A 19,679-nucleotide genomic window follows, 5' to 3' on the forward strand; every position below is an offset into this window, starting at 1 on the left:
ATGGATGGCATTTCTATGACCGATAAAACGACTTGGCTATTGCAACATCCGTACGCGGAATTTGTTCTGGGATTGAAAGCAGCATGGGAAGATGATTCATCTTCTGATGAATCGTCTTCTGACGCTTTTAATAATCTGTTTGCTCAAACCTGTGTGTGCCATATGCAGGGTCATGAGTTAAACAGCGCACCGGCGTATCAGGCCTTTATTCAGTCTGTCAGGCTGAACACAGCCAACTTAAAACTGATCCCGGAACGGGTGATTGTTCAGGATGATATTCTGCATCTCTTTCATCGTTGGAAAGCGGACCGTTGGCATAATGAGGTAATTTCCGGTGGCGAATATTCGAACTTTTGTCATATCGCAATCCGTATCAGTGATGGCAAAATTGTTGAATTATGGCAACAGGCGCAGGACTTTCTTTTTCTGCTCGGCACGCCGCTTTCTGAAGAATGTCTGTCTTACCCGGCCTGGCAACAGCGTGTGCTGGTTAACGAAGAAAATGCGGGTTTGCATGTCGCCTGTGATGAACAGTCCGTACAAATGAGTGAACGGGCTAAACAGCTTGTTGATTGTGTCTTTAGTCAGGGTTCGTTACGCCAAATTGACAGCCTGCTCCACCCAGAGCTGGTATTTCATAATGGCGATATCACCGGTCATGGCCTTGCTGAATGGAAAAGTTTTATTTACGCATTACGGACGGCGATAGGAAAGGAGGGAGTCGCGCTATTTGATGAGTTATTTATTCGCGACAAAAATACCGTAACGTTATTTGTCCGAATGGAATTAACCCAGGCGTCTCCCTTTGTTTTATCCCGCCTGAATGGCATGTTCTGTGTGTTAAAGCTGGAGATGGACGAGCATCGCATTACGAAAATTCAAACGTATCCTGAGAATTATCTGTTTTTCTTAGGCGTTGATTTTCCTCAGCATGAAACGCGTCTTAAGCAGCTTTTTCGCGGAAATCGGTTGCCATTAGAGACAAAACTTCCGCTGAAACACGATGCAGAGGTAAAAACTCCGTCATCTCCCAAATCTGTTCAGAATGAGCAAGTGGCTATTGTTGGGATTGCAGGGCGTTTTCCGCAGGCGGATTCTGTGGATCAGTTCTGGAAAAACCTGCTGGAAGGAAAGTCGGGGTTTTCTGCCTTTCCGGAGGATCGCCCGTGGTTATCGGCGGGAACCCTCATTCGTTCCGCCGGGTTTATGAATGATATTTTCCGGTTTGATGAACAGTACTTCCAGATCCCGCCCGCCGTCGCTCAGTACATGGACCCCCAGCATCGTTTGCTGCTGGAAGTCATTACTCAAAGTATTGAAGACAGCGGTCATGCTAATCAGGACGTGAGCGGCGATCGTACCGCACTGTTTGTTTCGGCCTTAGCGAATGACTATGAAAAGCTGCTGAGAGACAAGGACGTAGAAGCAAATTTCTATTATTGGGCTGGTAATGAACCGGCCATGTCATCAGGCAGGATAGCCCGATTTCTTGATATTCAAGGCCCCACCCAATTTATTAATACCGAATGCACGGGAGGCACAACGGCATTGCTTGGGGCGTGTGATTTGATTCGTTCAGGGCAGGTCGATCAGGCCATTGTCAGTGCAACCAGCCTTTTCCTACATCCTTACGGCTTTATTGCGCGTGAGGATGGCATTCTGTCGCCAGCGGCGGCACCTGAATTGTTTAGCAAGCGAAGCTGGGGCAGCTCAGGGGAGAAGCTGTCGTTTCTGTGGTTGTTAAATCGCTGTCAAAAGCGCAGCAGGATGGGGATGATATCTATGCCATTATTGCTGGCGGCGCGGCAAATAATAGCGGCAGGACATTTTCTCTCATCTCAGCCAATGTCGAACAACAGGCTAAAACAATCAGCAAGGCCTGGAAAAATGCGGGGGTATCAGCAGATGATTTCTCTGTGATTGAGTGTAATGCATCCGGTGTCAGAGCCGGGGATTTCACAGAAATCACCGCCCTGAAAAAAGTTTTCCTGCCCGATCAGCATATTCATTTATCCACGGTAAAAGGCGCTATCGGGCACACCGAGGCCGTTTCCGGTCTGGTGGCACTGGTGAAGGTTCTGCTGCAATTGCGCCATCAGACCATTATAGGTACTCAGGGACTCAGCGAAATTGATGACAATTTAGGCATCGAGGGTTCCGGGCTTTATCTCAATCATCATCATCAAAAATGGGAATCCACCACGCGGGAAGGGGACACGTTACCCAGAATTGCTGGCATTAATTCATTTGCCGGCGGTGGGTATAACACCCATGTTGTGGTTAAGGAGTTTATCGGGCAAAAAAACACCGATATTAATCAAACAACGATGCCGAAAACAGAAATTCCGGTGTTAATCCCGCTGTCATCGCACTCGGAAGCCTCATTACGTGACCATATCGTGCAGATAAAATGCTATTTACAGGAACAGGATTTACAGAAACAATCTGTTGATTTAGCGCGTTTGGCCTTCACGTTGCAGTCCCGTGAGGCACGGCAATATCGGGTCATTTTGGGGGCTTCCCATTTATCTGAGCTGATATCACAGCTGGACAGCATACTTAATGGCGATATCGGTATTCAGAATGTCGAGGAACCTCAACAGGCAGAGACATTAAGATCGGCATTACCTTCCTCACCGTCCTTCCTGATGGATGGAATGACCACGGAATTGATGCAGCGCTGGTTAAGCGGTGAGCAACCAGACTGGTCCCGTTTATGGGAAAATAAACATCCGGTTCGTCTATCCGGTTTGCCGGTTCGTGCATTTTTAGGCGCTATCCATCACCCACCATTTTCCATTGATAAATCGGCTCCGCCATCAAATCCATCAAATGACGCACTGAAATCCTATCAATTCCGGGTTAGTGCGGCTGAGCCTTATTTGCGTGAACATGTGGTCAATGGGCAAATGATGCTTCCGGGGGTGGTTCATCTTGAGTTTGTACGGCATGCCGCCATGTTATTGCTGTCAGACCGCGCCGCAACAAAACCGTTGAGTTTACGCAACGTAGGTTGGGCGAAGCCGGTTATTAAGGTGGAAGCAGAAACTGCATTAACGCTGATGGTGAATATTCAACCCGAGACGTCACCGGCAGAAGAAAACGCTTTTCGTTTTGATATTGTTTTTGATAGCGCTTTAGGAACAGAAACGCGTGAAGAAGCCGATAACAGTCATTCGGATTCGTTGACCGTTGGCAGTATCGGTTTCTCGTCATTACAACAAAGCCTTTCTCTGGATATAGAACAGTGTCAGCGATCCTGTCAGGAACGTCGGTTAACCGCCGAACAATGCTACAGCGTGCTTGAGCTGCTTGGCATTCAGATCGGCAAGAACATCGGGCGATTCAGGAAATCGCAATAGGGAAAAACAGTCACGGAAACACCGTTGCATTCGCGAAGCTGGCATTTGTCGCCGATAACGCTCCGGTTTACGAGTTCGCTCATCAATCGACGTCGTTTAAATCAACATCGTTTACGCTCTGTCCTGCCATGATGGATGGCGCACTACAGGCGGCTTATTTGGGGTTACTGACATCCGAAGATCTCAAACAGGGAGCTGTCACACCGATTCCTTTTGCTATTGATGAAATCCGGGTTATTCGGCCGGTTAAAGATGAAGCCTGGGCATGGGTGACAGGCGCTGCTTCGTCTGCATCACCTTCGACTATTAGGAAGAGGGATATCGTCATCTGTGACAACAATGGTGACGTTTGTGTTGAGATTAAAGGATTTTCAACCCGGGAACAGCGGACATCGGTAACACCTCCTGCCGGGGTACAGACTGACGTTTTGCAAACCGGCTTTTTGCAAACAGAACATGCGCAACCAGAGACCCTAATCGGACAGTTAAAAGCGCTGATAGGTAAAGAATTAGGCATAGCCCCCACACAGTTGCGGGCTGCTGAACCTTTGGATAAATACGGCATTGATTCAGCGATTGCCGTACAACTGGTTGCGGTATTGGAAAAAACATTTGGTTCGCTGCCTAAAACCTTATTTTATGAGTACAAATGTATTGCCGATCTCGCTCAGTATCTGGCTCAAACGGTCACGCATCATGCAGAGCAATCCCTGCTTTCTTTAGATCAGAAAAAAGAATCTGACGCTGCCAATCAAGGGCAGAATACCGCTGATCATCGACTGAACATTGCCATCATCGGGATAAGTGCAAAATATCCGCAATCAGAGAATATCGCCCAAATTTGGGACAACCTGAAACAGGGTAAGCGCTGTATTAGCGAGGTTCCTCAGAATCGCTGGGATTGGCAGCGTTATTATCATGGAGACCGTCAACATACACACCTCAGCAAATGGGGCGGTTTTCTGGACGGCGTTGATGAATTTGATTTTGCGTTTTTCGATATCTCTGAAAGCGAAGCCGCGGCAATGGACCCACAGGAACGATTATTCTTGCAGGAAGCGTGGAAAGCGATTGAAGATGCCGGCTACACGCCTGAGACACTGGCTGCTGACGGGAAGAGCGAAAAAAATGGCATAAACGCGGTCGGGGTTTATGCCGGTTCAATGTACAGCGAGTATCAACTACATGACGTGACATCCGATGAACTGAAACAACCGGTTGGACTCGTCAGCAGTCAGGCCAGTATTGCTAATCGGCTTTCTTACTTCATGGATTTTCACGGACCCAGCATGACGCTGGATGCCATGTGCACCTCTTCCATGGTTGCGATGCAACTTGCGTGTCAGGATCTGAAACAAAAGCGTACCCACGCCGCTATCGTCGGCGGCGTTAATCTGACGCTTCATCCCAATAAATATTTAACCCTTAGCCGCCGGAAAATGCTGTCTTCATCGCCTGAACTTAACAGTTTTGGTGAAAGCAGTAATGGTTACATTCCGGGAGAAGGGATTGGTGTTCTGGTATTAAAACGGTTAGAGGATGCATTGAATGAAGGGGCGCACATTTATGGTGTGATTCAGGGCTGTGCAGTGAATCAAAATGGCCGATCGAATGGATTTGGTGCTCCGAGCCCGAAAGCCCAGCAGAGGGTGATTGAGCAGGCCATGACAGAAGCAAAGGTTAATGCAGATGAAATCAGTTACGTCGAAGCACACAGTACAGGCACGCGATATGGCGATCTGATTGAAGTTGGCGCATTAACAAAAGTCTTTCAAAAACGCGCAGATAATCGTCACCCTGCATGTCTGATGGGTTCGGGAAAGCCGAATTTCGGTCATTGTGAAGCGGCGGCAGGGGTGGGCAGTGTGATTAAAGTTCTGCTCCAAATGCAGCATAAGGCGATTGCCCCAACACTTTACGGTGAAAGGCTGAACCCCGATATTATTTTCGAACAGACACCTTTCTCCGTAAGTTCAACGTTAATGGAATGGAAACAGCCCAACAGGGAAGGGACAGACATAGCAAGAATCGCTGGCATCTCTTGTTTTGGCGCTGGCGGAACCAATGCCCATCTTATCCTGGAAGAGGGCAAACAGCCGGAACCGCCAGAAACCGGGATAAATCTCCCCTGCGCCATTCTGCTTTCGGCGAAAACCGTTAGTGCATTGCAGGAGCGCGTGCAACAGCTGTATGACTTTTTATCGCTCTATCAATCTGAAAACCGCAGTCATGAAACTGCGCTTTTGCTGACGCGTTTGGCGTTGACCTTACAGGTTGGCAGGGAAAATATGCCGGTACGTGCCGGTTTTCTGGTGCAAAATCTGGAGAATTTGTGCCAGCAGCTTAAACAGTGTGAGTGCAATAATGAGAACATCATCGCGCTCAGCAGTATCGATCAGTTTGAAGAACGCGGGTGGCAGGAGAAAATTCATGGCTGGCTGGCAGAAAATAATCAGCGTGAGTTACTCAATGTCTGGCGAAAAGGCGCAAACATCGACTGGCGTCGGCTGTATCGGAATCGGCTGCCTGAACGTATAAGCCTGCCCACTTACCCTTTTGAACGCCATAAAGTCGAATTAAAGGCGATGGAAACCGTACCGTCATTGCTGGCCAGCGTACAGACCGCCCATCTATCCGGTGAAGATGGATTTGTTTTTCTTGCCAATCGGACGATGGCGTTTCGGGAAAAAGCTGAGAGATTTGTTATCAGGACACTGGAAAATATTATCGGTCATGAAGTCCCGTCGGCGAACACGCCCTTTTCAGCCCTGCATCTGACATCACTGCATATCGTCCGTTTTCTGGATTTTTGGCAGGTTGTTTTCGGGGTATCTCTCCCATTTACGATTTTTTATGAACAACGAAATGTGAGAGCACTGGTTGATGATTTGATGACCAGTGAGCGACTGACAGAAGAACAACTGTCCGCCGCCGCAGCGTTTTTGCTCCCTTCAGCAGCAGAAAATGCAGCACAAACCTTCCCACTTTCTGAACTGCAAGAGTCATTTGTGATTGGACGGGCACTCTCTACCTACGGTCAACGTGTGGGCAGCACACTGTATTTTGAACTGCATATCGCACAAGCCATCCCCCTTAAACACATTGAATCAGCCTGGAATCATTTAGTTGATCATCATGAGGCGCTGCATACGGTTGTTAACAACGATTTTCAGCAACAGGTGCTGGAAGATTATGCCTATTATTCCTTCTCAGTCACTGATTTATCGGAATATTCAGATTCAGAAAAAGCCGATTATCTGACAAACAGCCGGGCAACGCTGAATTGTAAAGTGTTTGACTTAGCGTGTTGGCCGTATTTCGACATCAACGCATTAATATTGGATGCGGAACATATCGTTGTGCAAATTGCACTGGATGAAGTGATCGCCGATGCCGCCAGTGTCTTTTTGTTGGTCGAACAGTTACGTCACCTGTCAGAAGATCCTGATTATCCATTGCCAGCAACCTATTCTTTGAGGAAATACCTCACCTTAGTTGAGCAGATCCGCACCGGTGAGCATTTTCAGCAGAGCATGCAGTATTGGGTTGATAAATTAGGAAATATCCCGCCCGGACCGGATCTGAAACCTCTTCCGGTGCAATACCCTGTGCCGCAGACGGTGCATTGTTTGAGTGCGGAACTGGCGCCCGAATGGTGGTCAGCCATAAAAACTCAGGCCAATATGTTGTCCTGTTCAACCGGCGCGGTGTTGCTGACTATTTTTTGTGAAGTGCTTCATCAGGTGACGGAACAGGCGCGTTTTAGTCTCAATCTGACAAACTTCAATCGATTAGCCATCAATCCGCAGATCAGCGGGCTGGTGGGATTGCTCGCCAATAGCAATATTTTTGTTTCGGAATGGGAACCGGAAAACACGTTTCAGTCCCGGGTCATTGCCTGCCAGCAACAGCTGGATAGGGATGCCAGTCATCGCTTTGTCGGGGCGGTTAATGTACTCAGAAAGTTGCGACAGAATCCGGCTAAACGTGCAGACATACGCTTGCCGGTGGTTTTTACGAATTTAATCTCTGCTGCATTTCAACAACCCAATCCCGAGGCGGGCTGGTCTGTTCAACACATGATGAATACAACGCCTCAAGTAGCGCTGGATCATCATGTCTCCGAGGTTAACGGACGGTTGGTCTACCGTTGGTATGTCGCCCATGCGGTACTGGAACAAGGTTCGGTCGTTGCTTTGTTTGACGCTTATCGTCAAAAACTGATTGCCCGGGCGCAGTCTGTTTCAGAGAATCTCTTTCAAACCAATCTCTTTCAGAACCCGCTGTTTCAGACGGTCAGCAAGGGCGCAGTTTAGAGAGAGAAAAAGAGAAAGCGCAGTACGCCTCTTTTCCCCTGCTTGGTATTCAAAAAGCCTTATATGCGGGGCAAATGATGCCCGTAAAACTGGGCGGGAAAACTTGTTGCTGCCATCTTGAGTTTGATATTGATGTGCTCGATATCTCCCGGTTAACCCGAGCCTGGCATGAGGTTGTTGCTTATCATCCGGTGCTGAGAACGCGTTATCTGGCTTCATTGCATCAGGACGTGCTGGATAACGTACCGGATTATCCTATCCTGACTGACAATGTGAGCGGGACAGAAGAAGCATTTCATCAGCGGTGTCATGCAATACGCAATGAAATGTTGCTGGCGCGTTATTCAGCGGGGGAATATCCCGGATATCGCATTCGGGTGTGTACGCTTGAAGGGCAGAAAAACCACCTGTTTGTCAATTTTGATTTTGTCCTGATTGATGGAAAAAGTATTTTTCTGATACTTAACCAATGGTTTAATACCTATAAATCAGAAGCCTATCGATTACCGGCACAGAACATCACTTTTCAGGATGTCGTCCTGCATTATAAGCATCAGCAGAAGATCTCAGACTGCGTAACGGCGAGGGATTACTGGCATGATAAATTCTCCCGGATGCAGCAGGGGCTTAATGGATTAACGCCATTAGCTCATCAGGCGTCACTTCCCGCACCACTGACGCAGGTCTTGCCTTATTATCGCCAGATACAGGCGCTGGCTGAAAAGCTGGGTGTTTCTGTTGACAGTATCCTGCTGGCGGCTTTCGGTTTAACGCTTTTAAACTGGAACCGATTAAAAACCGGGAAGCATGAACCTATTACCATCGCGGTGGTTTCCTGGGACAGATATGCTGGCGTGCCTGAAACCACCACCGGGGTATTTACCCGTCTTAGCTGGGTCAGTTTTTCTGAGACAGACCCAACTCCAGAACCGCTTATTCGCCGGGTTCAGGCGCAGCTGGATAACGATCGACATCATGATTCCGTTGATGAGCTGGAAATGGCCGCGCATTATCCTGATTTACATTTCCCGATTGTTTACACCTGCCTGCTGGTTTACGGCAAGGATTTCCCTGAACCCGCATACAGCGTTTCCCAAACACCGGGGGTTGTCCTGGACAATATTCCCACCGTACTCAATACCTCCTCCCTCCGCCTCCAGTGGGACGTACTGGAATGCGGGCGGAATGAATTTTCCGCTGTCTTTCAACAATATTGTTCCTGTCTCAAAAAATGGTTTTTTACGGATGAAATGCTCAATTTTGGGCATCAGGGGAAAGACCTTGCTGACTATGATGTGCGGAACTCTGCAACCGTGGACGGAATGCCATCATGATGAGGAGAAACAGGGGAACTTCTATGGGCGGAAAATGTAATGTTAGCGATCTGAATGAATTCATTGAGATATTAATGGTTGAGCATTCGGTTGATTTCAGTCATGACCTGTTTGATCAGGGAATGACATCGAAATCAATCATGCAGGTACTGATTCGTATTCGGGAACGTTTTGACGTTGATCTTGACCTTGATGAGTTTTTGCATACCCCCACAATGGCGCACCTGCGCCATTTAATTAGCCGGCAGATTGAAAACAAGCAGCAGGATACCGGGGAGACTGTCATAGCAGGCGGCACTTTACAGTGGCTTGAGCAACTGATGGAAGGCAAGGTGCTCAAGCCAGATCAGGATTTGTTTGAACATGGCTTTAATTCGCTGAATGTCATGGAGCTGGTTTTGGCCGTGAAGAAACAGTTTGATGTCGATATTGAACTGGAAGCGTTACTGTCAAAGCCCACGTTAGAAACGCTGACCGCGCTGATTGACCAACAGCGCGATCAACAACCTGTTTTGCCGGTGACGGATGAAGAAAAAGCATTGTCTGTACTGTCATCGTTATCAGAAAAACAGGCATTCAAAGAAAAACAATTCAACATCCGTCACTTGGACAGCAATTTTGACACGGTTCGTGCCAAAACACGCTCACCTGAACAGTTCCAGCAGCTCTATAACGCTCGCCGCACTTTCAGGGTATTTGATGATGCGCCCATGCCAAAAGACAGTGTCTTGGGCTGGCTGAGCGCACTCAACGCCATGCTGATTGATGGCAGCCATCGATATCTCTATCCATCGGCGGGCGGAACCTACAGTGTTCAGATTTATGTCGAGATAAAACCCGGCAGAGTCGGTGGGTTTTCAACCGGCTTTTATTACTATAATCCGGTTGCACACAAACTGGATAAAATTTCATCGGATGAATTGCCTCATAACAGCCATTTTTACTATAACCGCCCCTATTACGACAATGCGCATTGCTGCTTATATTTTGTGGTGGAGTACGACGGGATTCGCCCTCTGTATAAAGAGAAAAGTGACTTTTTTGCGGCGATTGAAATCGGTGCCATTGTCCAGCTGCTTGCCCAAAAACAGGCGTACCACCCGATTGGTTCCTGCCCGTTATCCGGCGTTGATGAAACCGCGTTAGCTGGCGTACTGAAGCTCAAGGCGAGCCAGCGAACACTGTTAGGCATGGCTTTCGGGCTGGTGGAGAAAACGCAGATTCAGGAACCTGAGATCAGCAATGCTGAGGCGCTGGGGCAGGATATTGCCATTATTGGCGTACAGGGAAAATACCCTGATGCGCCGGATATTGAAACCTTCTGGCATAACCTCAACGATCAGAAAAATTGCTTCTCCCGCGTGCCTGATAACCGTTGGGGAACACCGGAACGTTTTGAACATTGGGGAGGTTTTGCGCATTCGATTACGGATTTTGATGCTGACTTTTTTGGCATTTCAGCGACGGAACGGGAACGGGTCTCGGCTCAGGAAGCCTGTTTTTTAACGAGTGTTTACGAGCTGCTGGACAGTGCCGGATACAACGGTGACAATTCGCAGCGTCTGGGGCCGCGTGTGGGCGTTTTCACCGGCGTGATGTGGAATGATCCTGCCGGTTCAGCCGGGGAAACCGGGATACCTACGGAGTCAGTCGCTCGCTCGACCTTCTCATCCATCGTGAACCGGGTATCCTGGTTTTTCAACTGGACAGGGCCAAGTCTGGCCGTAGATACGAGTTGTTCATCTTCATTAACGTCGATCTATCTTGCCTGTCAGGCGATTGCGCAGGGTGACTGCGATGTGGCGGTGGCCGGTGGCATCAATCTTTTTGCCCACGCGACCCATTTTACGAACCTCAAACGATTTAACATGATTTCCGAATGTTGCGATGCTCAGGTGTTTGGAGAAGACGCGGCGGGAATTATTCCGGGAGAGGGCGTTGGCGTTGTGCTGTTAAAACCGCTTTCTCAGGCGGAAGCCGACAACGATCATATTTGGGGAGTGATCAAAGGCGGCAGTATTGCCCATAGCGGCAGAGTATCGGGCTATGGTGTTCCTTCCACAAAACAGCAGAGTGAACTGCTCAAAAACACACTGCAAAAAACAGGCTATGATGTAGACGCTGTCGATTATATCGAAGCCGCCGCGGCTGGCACGGTATTCGGCGATGCTTCAGAAATCCGCGCGATACAGATCGCCTTTGCGGGGCGCCATTCTCCGCTGTTTGTCGGTACACTCAAGCCGAATATCGGGCATCTTGAATCCGCCTCCGGGATATCACAAGTAACGAAAGTGCTGCTGCAAATGAAGCACGGGTATTTATTGCCCGTTATGCCTTATAACACCCTGAGTCCGTTGATAAAACTGGATGACAGCCCGGTCAGTATTGTGGCTGAACCCCGTCAATGGCAGGGAACCCGGCAACAACCCAAACTGGCGATGGTGAATAGCTTTGGCAGTACTGGCTCATATGCCAATCTCCTGCTGCAAAGCTATCATCCGTCAACACAATGTTTGCAGAAGAGCGCGAATATCAGCCTGCCGGAATTGTTTGTTCTGTCAGCGAAATCACCGGATGGACTGCGACGCTATGCGGAACTCTGGGGGCATTTTTTTGAATCGGCATTGAAAGATAACCGGGAAATACCGCTGCAACACCTATTTGCTGTGGCCCAGTCAGGACGGGAGCACTTTAATCAGCGTTTAGCTATTCCCGCCAGCTCAGTATCCGCGCTGCTCACAAAACTGAAACAATGGCTTGCAGACGGCGCCGGAGCCGGTATTTATCAGGGGCGCGTTGCGGGTTCTGACACCGCCGGGCAAGAGAGTTTGGTCTTCAATGCCGAGCAGAATCACGAGATTGCGGAAGCCTGGGTAAAAGGACAATGGCAAAACTGGCGGCATTTTCACAGGGATGAACCGCTTCCCAAAATGCCACTGCCTGTTTATCCGCTTTATCAATCGCAGCAAGATTTATCCCCTATGAATCCGCAACCGCGTGAGTCTGCGATTAGCCATCGCCTGCCAGCGGACACTCTTTCACCCGCACAGGCCGCCGATGAGCGTTCACTGAGTATAAAAGAACTTTTGCTTTCTCTGATTGCGCGCATCTTGCAACAGCCTTTAGCGCAAATTGATAGCAGCATGAGCCTGTTTGCATTGGGAATGTCATCATCTCAGGCGGTCAAATTCGTGCGGATGGTGGAATCACATACGGGCATGGTTCTTCCGATTGCGATCCTGCTGGAGAAAAATTCAGTGACTGAACTGTCGGATTATCTGACAGAACAATATGGTGAAAAACAATATGGTGAAAAACAATATGGTGAAAAACAGTATGGTGAAAAACAGTATGGTGAAAAACAGTATGGCGAAATAAGGGGGAATGACAACGAGACATCCGAACTTCAGGAACTCATTCAGATCGTACAGACTCAGGCGAACAATACTTTTACTTCTGCTAAACAGGCAAAAAAACCGGAAACCTATCCGCTATCCGAAGGCCAGAAAGGATTATGGGTTCTCCATAAACGCGCGCCTCAAAATAGTGCCTACAACTGTCCGGTCTGTTTCCGGGTCAACGGCCGGATAGATCCGCCATTATTTCAACAGGCGTTGGATTTACTGGTTAAACGCTATCCCATACTGGCAACAACGGTGTGCGAAGAGGAAGGACTTCCCTATTTATTCAATAACCCCCGAAGTGCATTAAGGGTAAATGTTGAAACAGCACGGTCATTGACGGAGAAGGAACTTGAAGCCTATCTGTCGGAGAAGATAAACCAGCCTTTTGATTTTGATAACGATGCCTTATTACGGGTCAATTTGCTGTATCTGTCTGAAAAAGAAACCATCATTTTATTGTGTGCACACCATATTGTTGTGGATGCCATGTCTGTTAATCCAATGGTTTCTGCATTATTCAGCTTTTATCACCAATTATCAGTGAATCAGCCACCTGTTGTTGAGGCAGGAAAAGACAATTGGCATGACTTTGTGATGCATGAGCAGGCGCTTTTGCAAAGTGACGAAGGAAAACGTCGGTTAGATTATTGGAAGAAGACACTGGCGGGCGCGCCTGTTTCCACCAAATTACTGGCGGACAGCTCATACCTGAATGTTGAGAAATATAAAGGTGAAACACTGACACGGACGTTATCCACCCATTTCTCCGCAAAATTAAAAGCCTTCGCCGACACGCATTCTGTTTACCTGTCATCCGTTTTTTTAAGCCTGTTTCAGTTAGTGATCCATCGTTTTACCCGACAGGACGATATCGTCATTGGTATGCCGACGGATGCCAGAACGGAAGAACATCAGCGGGAAAAGGTGGGCTATTATGTTTATCCTGTCCCTGTTCGCAGCCAGCTCTCGCAGGATATCGGCTATCTGGAATATCTGAGAACATTACAACAGACAGTACTGGATGGTTTAGCCCATGCCTTGCCTTTTCCGGTGGTGGTAAGAACCTTAAATCTGTCTCAGAGCATGGACGATTTCCCTCTGTTTCAGATGGCTTTTGTCTATCAACAGGCCATGCCGTCAAAGGAATCTCAGGCTTTAGGCAAGCTGATATCGGCAGAACATTTAACCCAATATTCTCAGACCGGGGAATATGAGTTTATGTTGGAAGTCGTTGAAGCGGCAGAAAACTTCACATTAAACATCAAATACAACCCTTCTTTATATCGCCAATCCACCGTACTGAGTGTGATTGAACACTTAACGCGGTTATTGCAGGAAGTCGTTGAACAGCCTGAACGGAAGCTGATTGATTTTCCACTGATGGATCAAAAAGAGTCTGTTCAAATCCTTGAGGAATGGAACCGTACCGCCGTCAATCTGGGGGCGGCGTGTTGCGTTCATGAACTGTTTGAACAACAGGCTGCAAAAACGCCGGAAGCCGTGGCCGTGGTATTTGAAGATATCACCCTGACCTATCAGGCACTCAATGCGAAAGCAAACCAACTGGCGTACTGCTTGCAGGAACTTGGCGTTCAGGCGGGAACACGGGTCGGTATCTGCCTGGAGCGTTCCGTGGAAATGATTGTGGGTTTATTGGGTATCTTAAAAGCCGGAGGAGCTTATGTGCCGCTTGAACCTAGCTATCCTACCCAGCGGCTGGCTTATATCCTGAAAGATTCGGGGGTTCCCGTTGTATTAACGCAGAAGCATCACCAATCGATTTTTACCCATTTCGACGGGAAGCTGGTGTTTTTAAATGCCCGGCGTTGCGAGTTGCATTCTCACCATGTTTTGCCGAATCCTGTGGGGAACACGCCGGATAACCTTTGTTATGTCTTGTATACATCAGGTTCGACAGGCACGCCTAAAGGATGCATGTTACCGCATTCCGCTATCGTCAACCGGCTTCGCTGGATGCAGGATAAATATCGGCTGAATATCACGGATAACGTCCTGCAAAAAACCCCCTATAGCTTTGATGTCTCGGTATGGGAGTTTTTCTGGCCATTGATGGCTGGAGCAACGCTGGTCTTTGCCGTTCCGGAAGGCCATAAAGATCCTGATTATCTTATCCGGCTGATTGGTGAACAGCAGATCACCACCTGCCATTTTGTTCCTTCCATGCTGAATGTTTTCATCAACACGCGTGGCAGCGAGAAATGTGTTTCATTAGCGCGTATTTTTACCAGCGGAGAAGCATTGCCGTATAGCGTTCTGGAGCGCGTCGACCAAAAATTGCAGGTCAAACTCCATAATCTTTATGGCCCAACCGAAGCCGCCATTGATGTCAGTTATTGGGAAGCCGAAAAAAGGGAAGATAAAAAAACGCTGATAGGCAAACCTATTGCCAATACGCAACTTTATATCGTCGATGATCGCATGAATCTTTTACCGGTTGGCGCGCCGGGAGAGTTATTAATCGGCGGTGCTGGTCTGGCAAAAGGGTATTTGAATTTACCGGAACTGACGGCGAAGTGTTTCATTCCCCATCCGTTCTCCTGTGATCCGGCAGAGAAAGTCTACCGCACAGGCGACCTTGCCAGATGGTCAGCGGATGGCAATATTGAATTTTTGGGCAGGATTGACACTCAGGTCAAGGTCAGAGGATTCCGTATTGAATTAGGTGAGATCGAAGAATGCCTGAAAAGCTGTGATGGCGTTAAAGCCTGCGCCGTTCTTTTAAAGGAAGATGCGCACGTCGGTCATTTCATTAGCGCTTATGTGGTATTGCACCAAAACATGACGCTCTCCATCAAGGAACTGAATGCTTTTCTGAAACAGCGCGTACCGGATTTTATGGTTCCTGCGCAGATGAATATATTGGATGAGTTGCCAGTCACAAGTAATGGAAAGCTTGACAGAAAAGCACTGTCTGCATTAGAGACAACCCCACTATCCGATAAAGCGTTTGTGGCGCCATCTTCTGCCATTGAGCAACAACTGGCGGATATCTGGAAAGAGGTTCTCAATCAGAAACAAATTGGTATTAACGATAATTTCTTTGAAATAGGCGGGCACTCGTTAACCGCAATCACACTCCTGTCCCGCATTCAGGACCTCTTTCCTGAAAATAAACTGTCTTTAATCCCGTTTTATCAGGAACCCACGATCACAGGCATGATCCCCTATTTATCCGGTACGGGAAGCGCAGGAGCTGAAAACGTCGAAAAGGGGTTTTTGTCGTTGCTGCATCGCAGTCAGGAAGAGAATCAGATAACGCTGGTTTGTGTGCCTTATGCGGGCGCGGCCGCCACGGTCTATCAGCCATTGGCACAGGCATTAGCGAAAAAGAACGCCGGCTATTCAGTCTATGGCGTCACTGTCCCCGGTAATGCATTTGGCAGCAGGCATGAAGAAACTGGCATGGACTACAACATGCTTGCTGAATTATGTGCCAGAGAGATAGTGGAACACGTTTCAGGGAAAGTCGCCATTTATGGTCATTGCGTTGGCAGTTATCTGGCTCTGGAAATTACCCGGAGACTGGAATTAAAGGGAAAACCGGTCGAATTTTTAGTGACGGCGGCAGCATTCCCGTTACCCCGAATTATTCGCTATCTGCCCCTCAATGACCGATGGAAACATAAAAGCGATGGATCCTTATTACAGCTACTCAAAAAATGGGGCATTCCCGCTGATGGGAAGCTGGAGGATTCTGTGGCCCGCTTTTTAATCTCCCGTTTCAGGAAAGATGCAAAGATGGCCTATCAATACGAGAAGCAACGGGGCAATTGGCGGATAACAACGCCGTTGGTGAATTTAGTGAGTAAACAAGATCCTCTAACCAAAAAATACGCCTCTCAGTATCTGAAATGGAAACAGTGTGCTCATGACGTCAGTTTGATCACGCTAGACGAGGGCCATCACTATTTCATTACCACCTATTCAGAACGGGTAGCCGATGTGATTGAGCAGCTCACACTCAACGCCAACGCCCTGTAACTGTGGGTCATTGGCAAAACGTAAGAAGGAATCGATATGAAATTACACAACAAGATACTGGTTCGATTTTGCTGGTCATGGATCGCGCTGGTGTGTGTGGGAACGATCATCCACGGCATCTATCGAACCTGGTGGATTGCAGAAGGGGTAAGCGGCAATCTACAGCCCAACCTGTTAAACCCGAATCAGGCGAATGATATGGGGTATATAAAACATCACCTTATGTCCTATATGCATCTGGTTACCGGCATAGTGCTCTATATCTTAGGGCCTCTTCAGTTTGTTGATCGCATCAGACGAAAATGGCCAAAAGTCCATAAATGGTCAGGATATTGCTTCTTCACCACCGTTATGGTGGTGGGAATAACCGGGATTTTAATGGGAATTCTGTTTCCCGTCGGCGGGACATCAGAAACGTCTTCATCGATTTTATTTTCTCTGGTCATGATCTTCTGCGTCTTAAGATCTATCGTGATGATTTTAAAGAGGAAGGTCGAGCTTCATCGCCAATGGATGATCCGCAGTTATATGATTTCAATGGGTCCCGCCACAATGCATGCCCTTATTCCGCTGTTTATCCAGATCGGAGGAAAAGACATTGGTGAAGCGCTGTCGTTGTCGCTGTGGATTGGATTCACGATTCATCTCATTTTGGCCGAGGTTTGGATCCATAACTCACGACCGCCAGAAAAATGGCAGCCTGCCGAATCGAAAAAACAGAAGGCCGTGGCTGCCGTTTCGACCCCGACATCTCAGGAAAGATACGAAATTACGCTTTAGGTAGTCGTTATTAACTTGCTGTTATCCCTGGGGGCAGATTGCTTACAGGGAAAGCAGTGACGATTTCGTTGTGTGACGATTTATTAACCTTTGTGTTTATAAAAGGACAGGGCATGAAATCTTCTAACTGGGTAGATAACGTTGCATCAGGCTATGCACGTTGGGTAGTAAAAAGACGTTATCTCAATCTTATTTTGGTCTGCATTGCGGTGTTTTTTACCTTCAAGGGAATGGAAAACTTGGCATTTACCAGTAGTTATAAAGTTTTTTTTAGCCGGGAAAACCCATTTTTGAATGCGTATGAGTCAATGCAGAAGACTTATAGTAATGGTGATAGTGCTTTGATTGTACTGGCACCAAAGGATGGCAATGTTTTCAGTAAACAGTTTCTTTCTATAGTTGAAAAGTTAACAGAAGATGCCTGGCAAGTTCCAAATGCGTATCGTGTTGACTCTATAACTAATTTTCAGGTCACTAAAGCAGATGATGACAATCTGGAAATCAGGAAACTGGTTCCTGATGCGGCAAAGTTAACAAAACATGACTTGGTGGAGATCAAAAAGACAGCGCTGGATGAGCCTTTGTTGGTCAAACGCATCATTTCTGAAAATGGTGATGTGACCGCAGTAAATGTATCTGTACGCTTGCCAGATGGAGACGACAAAATTGTTGCTGAAGTCGCGGGGTATGTGCGTCAACTGAAAAACCAGTACACACAAATGTATCCGAATATTGATATCCACCTAACGGGTGTGGCAATGATGTCAAATGCCTTTCCTGAAATCAGCATTAAGGAAATGTCAACAACAATACCTATTGTATTTCTGATTGTACTTATTCTGACTTTTATGGTGCTGAGATCGTTTAGCGCAACTTTTGTCGTATGTTTGGTGATTATTTTTTCCATCATTGCAGCCTTGGGGGCAGCCGGATACATAGGCATAAAACTGACTCAGGTTTCCGCCAATGTGCCGATCATTGTCATGACGCTGGCGGTTGTTGACAGTATTCACATTTTAGTGACTGTGATCCACCGTATGAAGCAGGGGGATAGCAAACATGACGCAATCAGGGAAAGTTTGCGGGTTAATTTCTCTCCGGTTGTGATTACCAGTGTGACCACTGCTGTTGGATTTTTAGGTCTGAACCTGAGTGATGCGCCACCTTTTCATGATTTGGGTAATATGACGGCAATAGGTATGGGAGCCGCACTGTTTTATGCCTTATTTTTACTGCCCTCACTGATTGCTGTTTTACCTGTCAGAGTGAAACCCGGTATCCAGAAAACGCAGTTCTCCATTGCATTTCTGGCGGATTGGATTATCAATAACAGGCGAAAACTACAGTTTGGTACGGTGGCGTTCGGGCTTGTCATGCTGGCCTTTATACCCAGACTGACGGTTGATGAAAACTTTGTTAAAAACTTTGCTAAAGGACTTGAAATCAGAGATGACTCTGACTTTACCCAGGATCATTTAACGGGACTTTTCAATATGGAGTTTTCGTTAGGTGCAGGAAAAGAAGGCGGAATCAATGAGCCTGAATATATGGCAAAAGTGGATGAGTTTGCGAATTGGTCACGTACTCAGCCGGGTGTCATGAATGTCAATGTGATCACTGACACTGTGAAACGCATCAACCGAAGTATGAATGGGGATAATACCGCTTACTATAAGTTACCGACAGACAGAGAGGCCATTGCTCAGTACCTCTTGCTTTATGAAATGTCTCTTCCTTTGGGGCTGGATCTTAACGACCAGATTGATGTCAGACGTTCCGCAACCAAAATGACGGTGACTTTCTCTGATTTAAGTACCTTTGAAATGCAAAGGACAAAAGAGGCTCATGAAAAATGGCTGATCAATAATGCGCCTTCATCCATGCATACCCATGCTGCCAGCGCATCTTTAATGTACACCTACCTGATGAACACCAATATTAAAGGGCTATTAGTGGGTACCGTGATCTCGTTTCTGATTATTACTCTCTGTTTAGGCATTGTTTTCCGTAGTGCGAAATATGCATTGATTAGCATGCTACCGAATATGTTGCCCATTTTTATGGCCTTCGGCTTATGGAGCATTATTGACGGGGTGGTGGGACTTGCAGCGGCAACCATCGCAACCATGACGTTAGGTATTGTTGTCGATGACACGGTTTACTTTGTTTACAAATACCTTCGCGCACGTCGTGAACACAATATGACGCCAGAGGATGCCGTTCGTTATTCCTTCTCAACGGTGGGTATTGCTCTGCTATCAACCAGCATCATTTTTATCTGTGGTTTCGGCTCGATGGTGCACTCAGATTTCTTAATGAATGCACAAATGGGGATTTTTACCGTGATGACGGTGATTTTTGCCCTCTTGCTTGATTTCTTTTTATTACCAACGTTGTTAATAGCAATAGACAGTAAGAGTAAGAAAAATAAACCTTCCGTTCCTGATGAACCCCTGATGATAAAAATATAACGATATGGTG

General features: G+C 47.3%; 7 protein-coding genes. All 7 read left to right on the forward strand.

Translation table 11 applies throughout. The features are described from left to right. Positions 1-15 precede the first annotated feature (15 nt). The 7 genes from ACSJJG_RS08765 (at position 16) to ACSJJG_RS08795 (ending at position 19,669) form a co-directional block, all read left to right on the forward strand. Complete coding sequence (locus ACSJJG_RS08765) at positions 16-1,920, forward strand: beta-ketoacyl synthase N-terminal-like domain-containing protein (RefSeq protein ID WP_481089098.1); 1,905 nt, start codon at positions 16-18, stop codon at positions 1,918-1,920. Further along, positions 1,836-3,362, forward strand: a complete 1,527-nt coding sequence (locus ACSJJG_RS08770) for a ketoacyl-synthetase C-terminal extension domain-containing protein (protein WP_481090411.1) — start codon at positions 1,836-1,838, stop codon at positions 3,360-3,362. Before ACSJJG_RS08765 ends, ACSJJG_RS08770 begins: the two co-directional genes overlap by 85 nt. A 38-nt stretch (positions 3,363-3,400) precedes the next feature. Next, positions 3,401-7,678, forward strand: a complete 4,278-nt coding sequence (locus ACSJJG_RS08775) for a beta-ketoacyl synthase N-terminal-like domain-containing protein (protein WP_481090412.1) — start codon at positions 3,401-3,403, stop codon at positions 7,676-7,678. A gap of 74 nt (positions 7,679-7,752) precedes the next feature. After that, positions 7,753-9,012 carry a condensation domain-containing protein gene (locus ACSJJG_RS08780; protein ID WP_481089099.1) on the forward strand — a complete coding sequence of 420 codons (1,260 nt, stop codon included), beginning with the start codon at positions 7,753-7,755 and terminating at the stop codon, positions 9,010-9,012. A 23-nt stretch (positions 9,013-9,035) separates the two neighbouring features. After that, positions 9,036-16,418, forward strand: coding sequence for an amino acid adenylation domain-containing protein (locus tag ACSJJG_RS08785; protein ID WP_481089100.1), 7,383 nt, complete (start codon positions 9,036-9,038; stop codon positions 16,416-16,418). A gap of 36 nt (positions 16,419-16,454) precedes the next feature. Further along, positions 16,455-17,198 carry a DUF2306 domain-containing protein gene (locus ACSJJG_RS08790; RefSeq protein ID WP_481089101.1) on the forward strand — a complete coding sequence of 248 codons (744 nt, stop codon included), beginning with the start codon at positions 16,455-16,457 and terminating at the stop codon, positions 17,196-17,198. A gap of 113 nt (positions 17,199-17,311) precedes the next feature. Beyond that, positions 17,312-19,669 carry an efflux RND transporter permease subunit gene (locus ACSJJG_RS08795; RefSeq protein WP_481089102.1) on the forward strand — a complete coding sequence of 786 codons (2,358 nt, stop codon included), beginning with the start codon at positions 17,312-17,314 and terminating at the stop codon, positions 19,667-19,669. The last annotated feature ends 10 nt before the right edge of the window (positions 19,670-19,679 follow it).

It is taken from the genome of Xenorhabdus sp. SGI 60, assembly GCF_056632175.1.

Excerpts from the sequence above, each read along its gene's own strand:
- ACSJJG_RS08765 (WP_481089098.1), top strand. The coding sequence starts at position 16 with ATGACCGATAAAACGACTTGGCTATTGCAACATCCGTACGCGGAATTT.
- ACSJJG_RS08780 (WP_481089099.1), top strand. The coding sequence starts at position 7,753 with ATGATGCCCGTAAAACTGGGCGGGAAAACTTGTTGCTGCCATCTTGAG.
- ACSJJG_RS08785 (WP_481089100.1), top strand. The coding sequence starts at position 9,036 with ATGGGCGGAAAATGTAATGTTAGCGATCTGAATGAATTCATTGAGATA.
- ACSJJG_RS08790 (WP_481089101.1), top strand. The coding sequence starts at position 16,455 with ATGAAATTACACAACAAGATACTGGTTCGATTTTGCTGGTCATGGATC.
- ACSJJG_RS08795 (WP_481089102.1), top strand. The coding sequence starts at position 17,312 with ATGAAATCTTCTAACTGGGTAGATAACGTTGCATCAGGCTATGCACGT.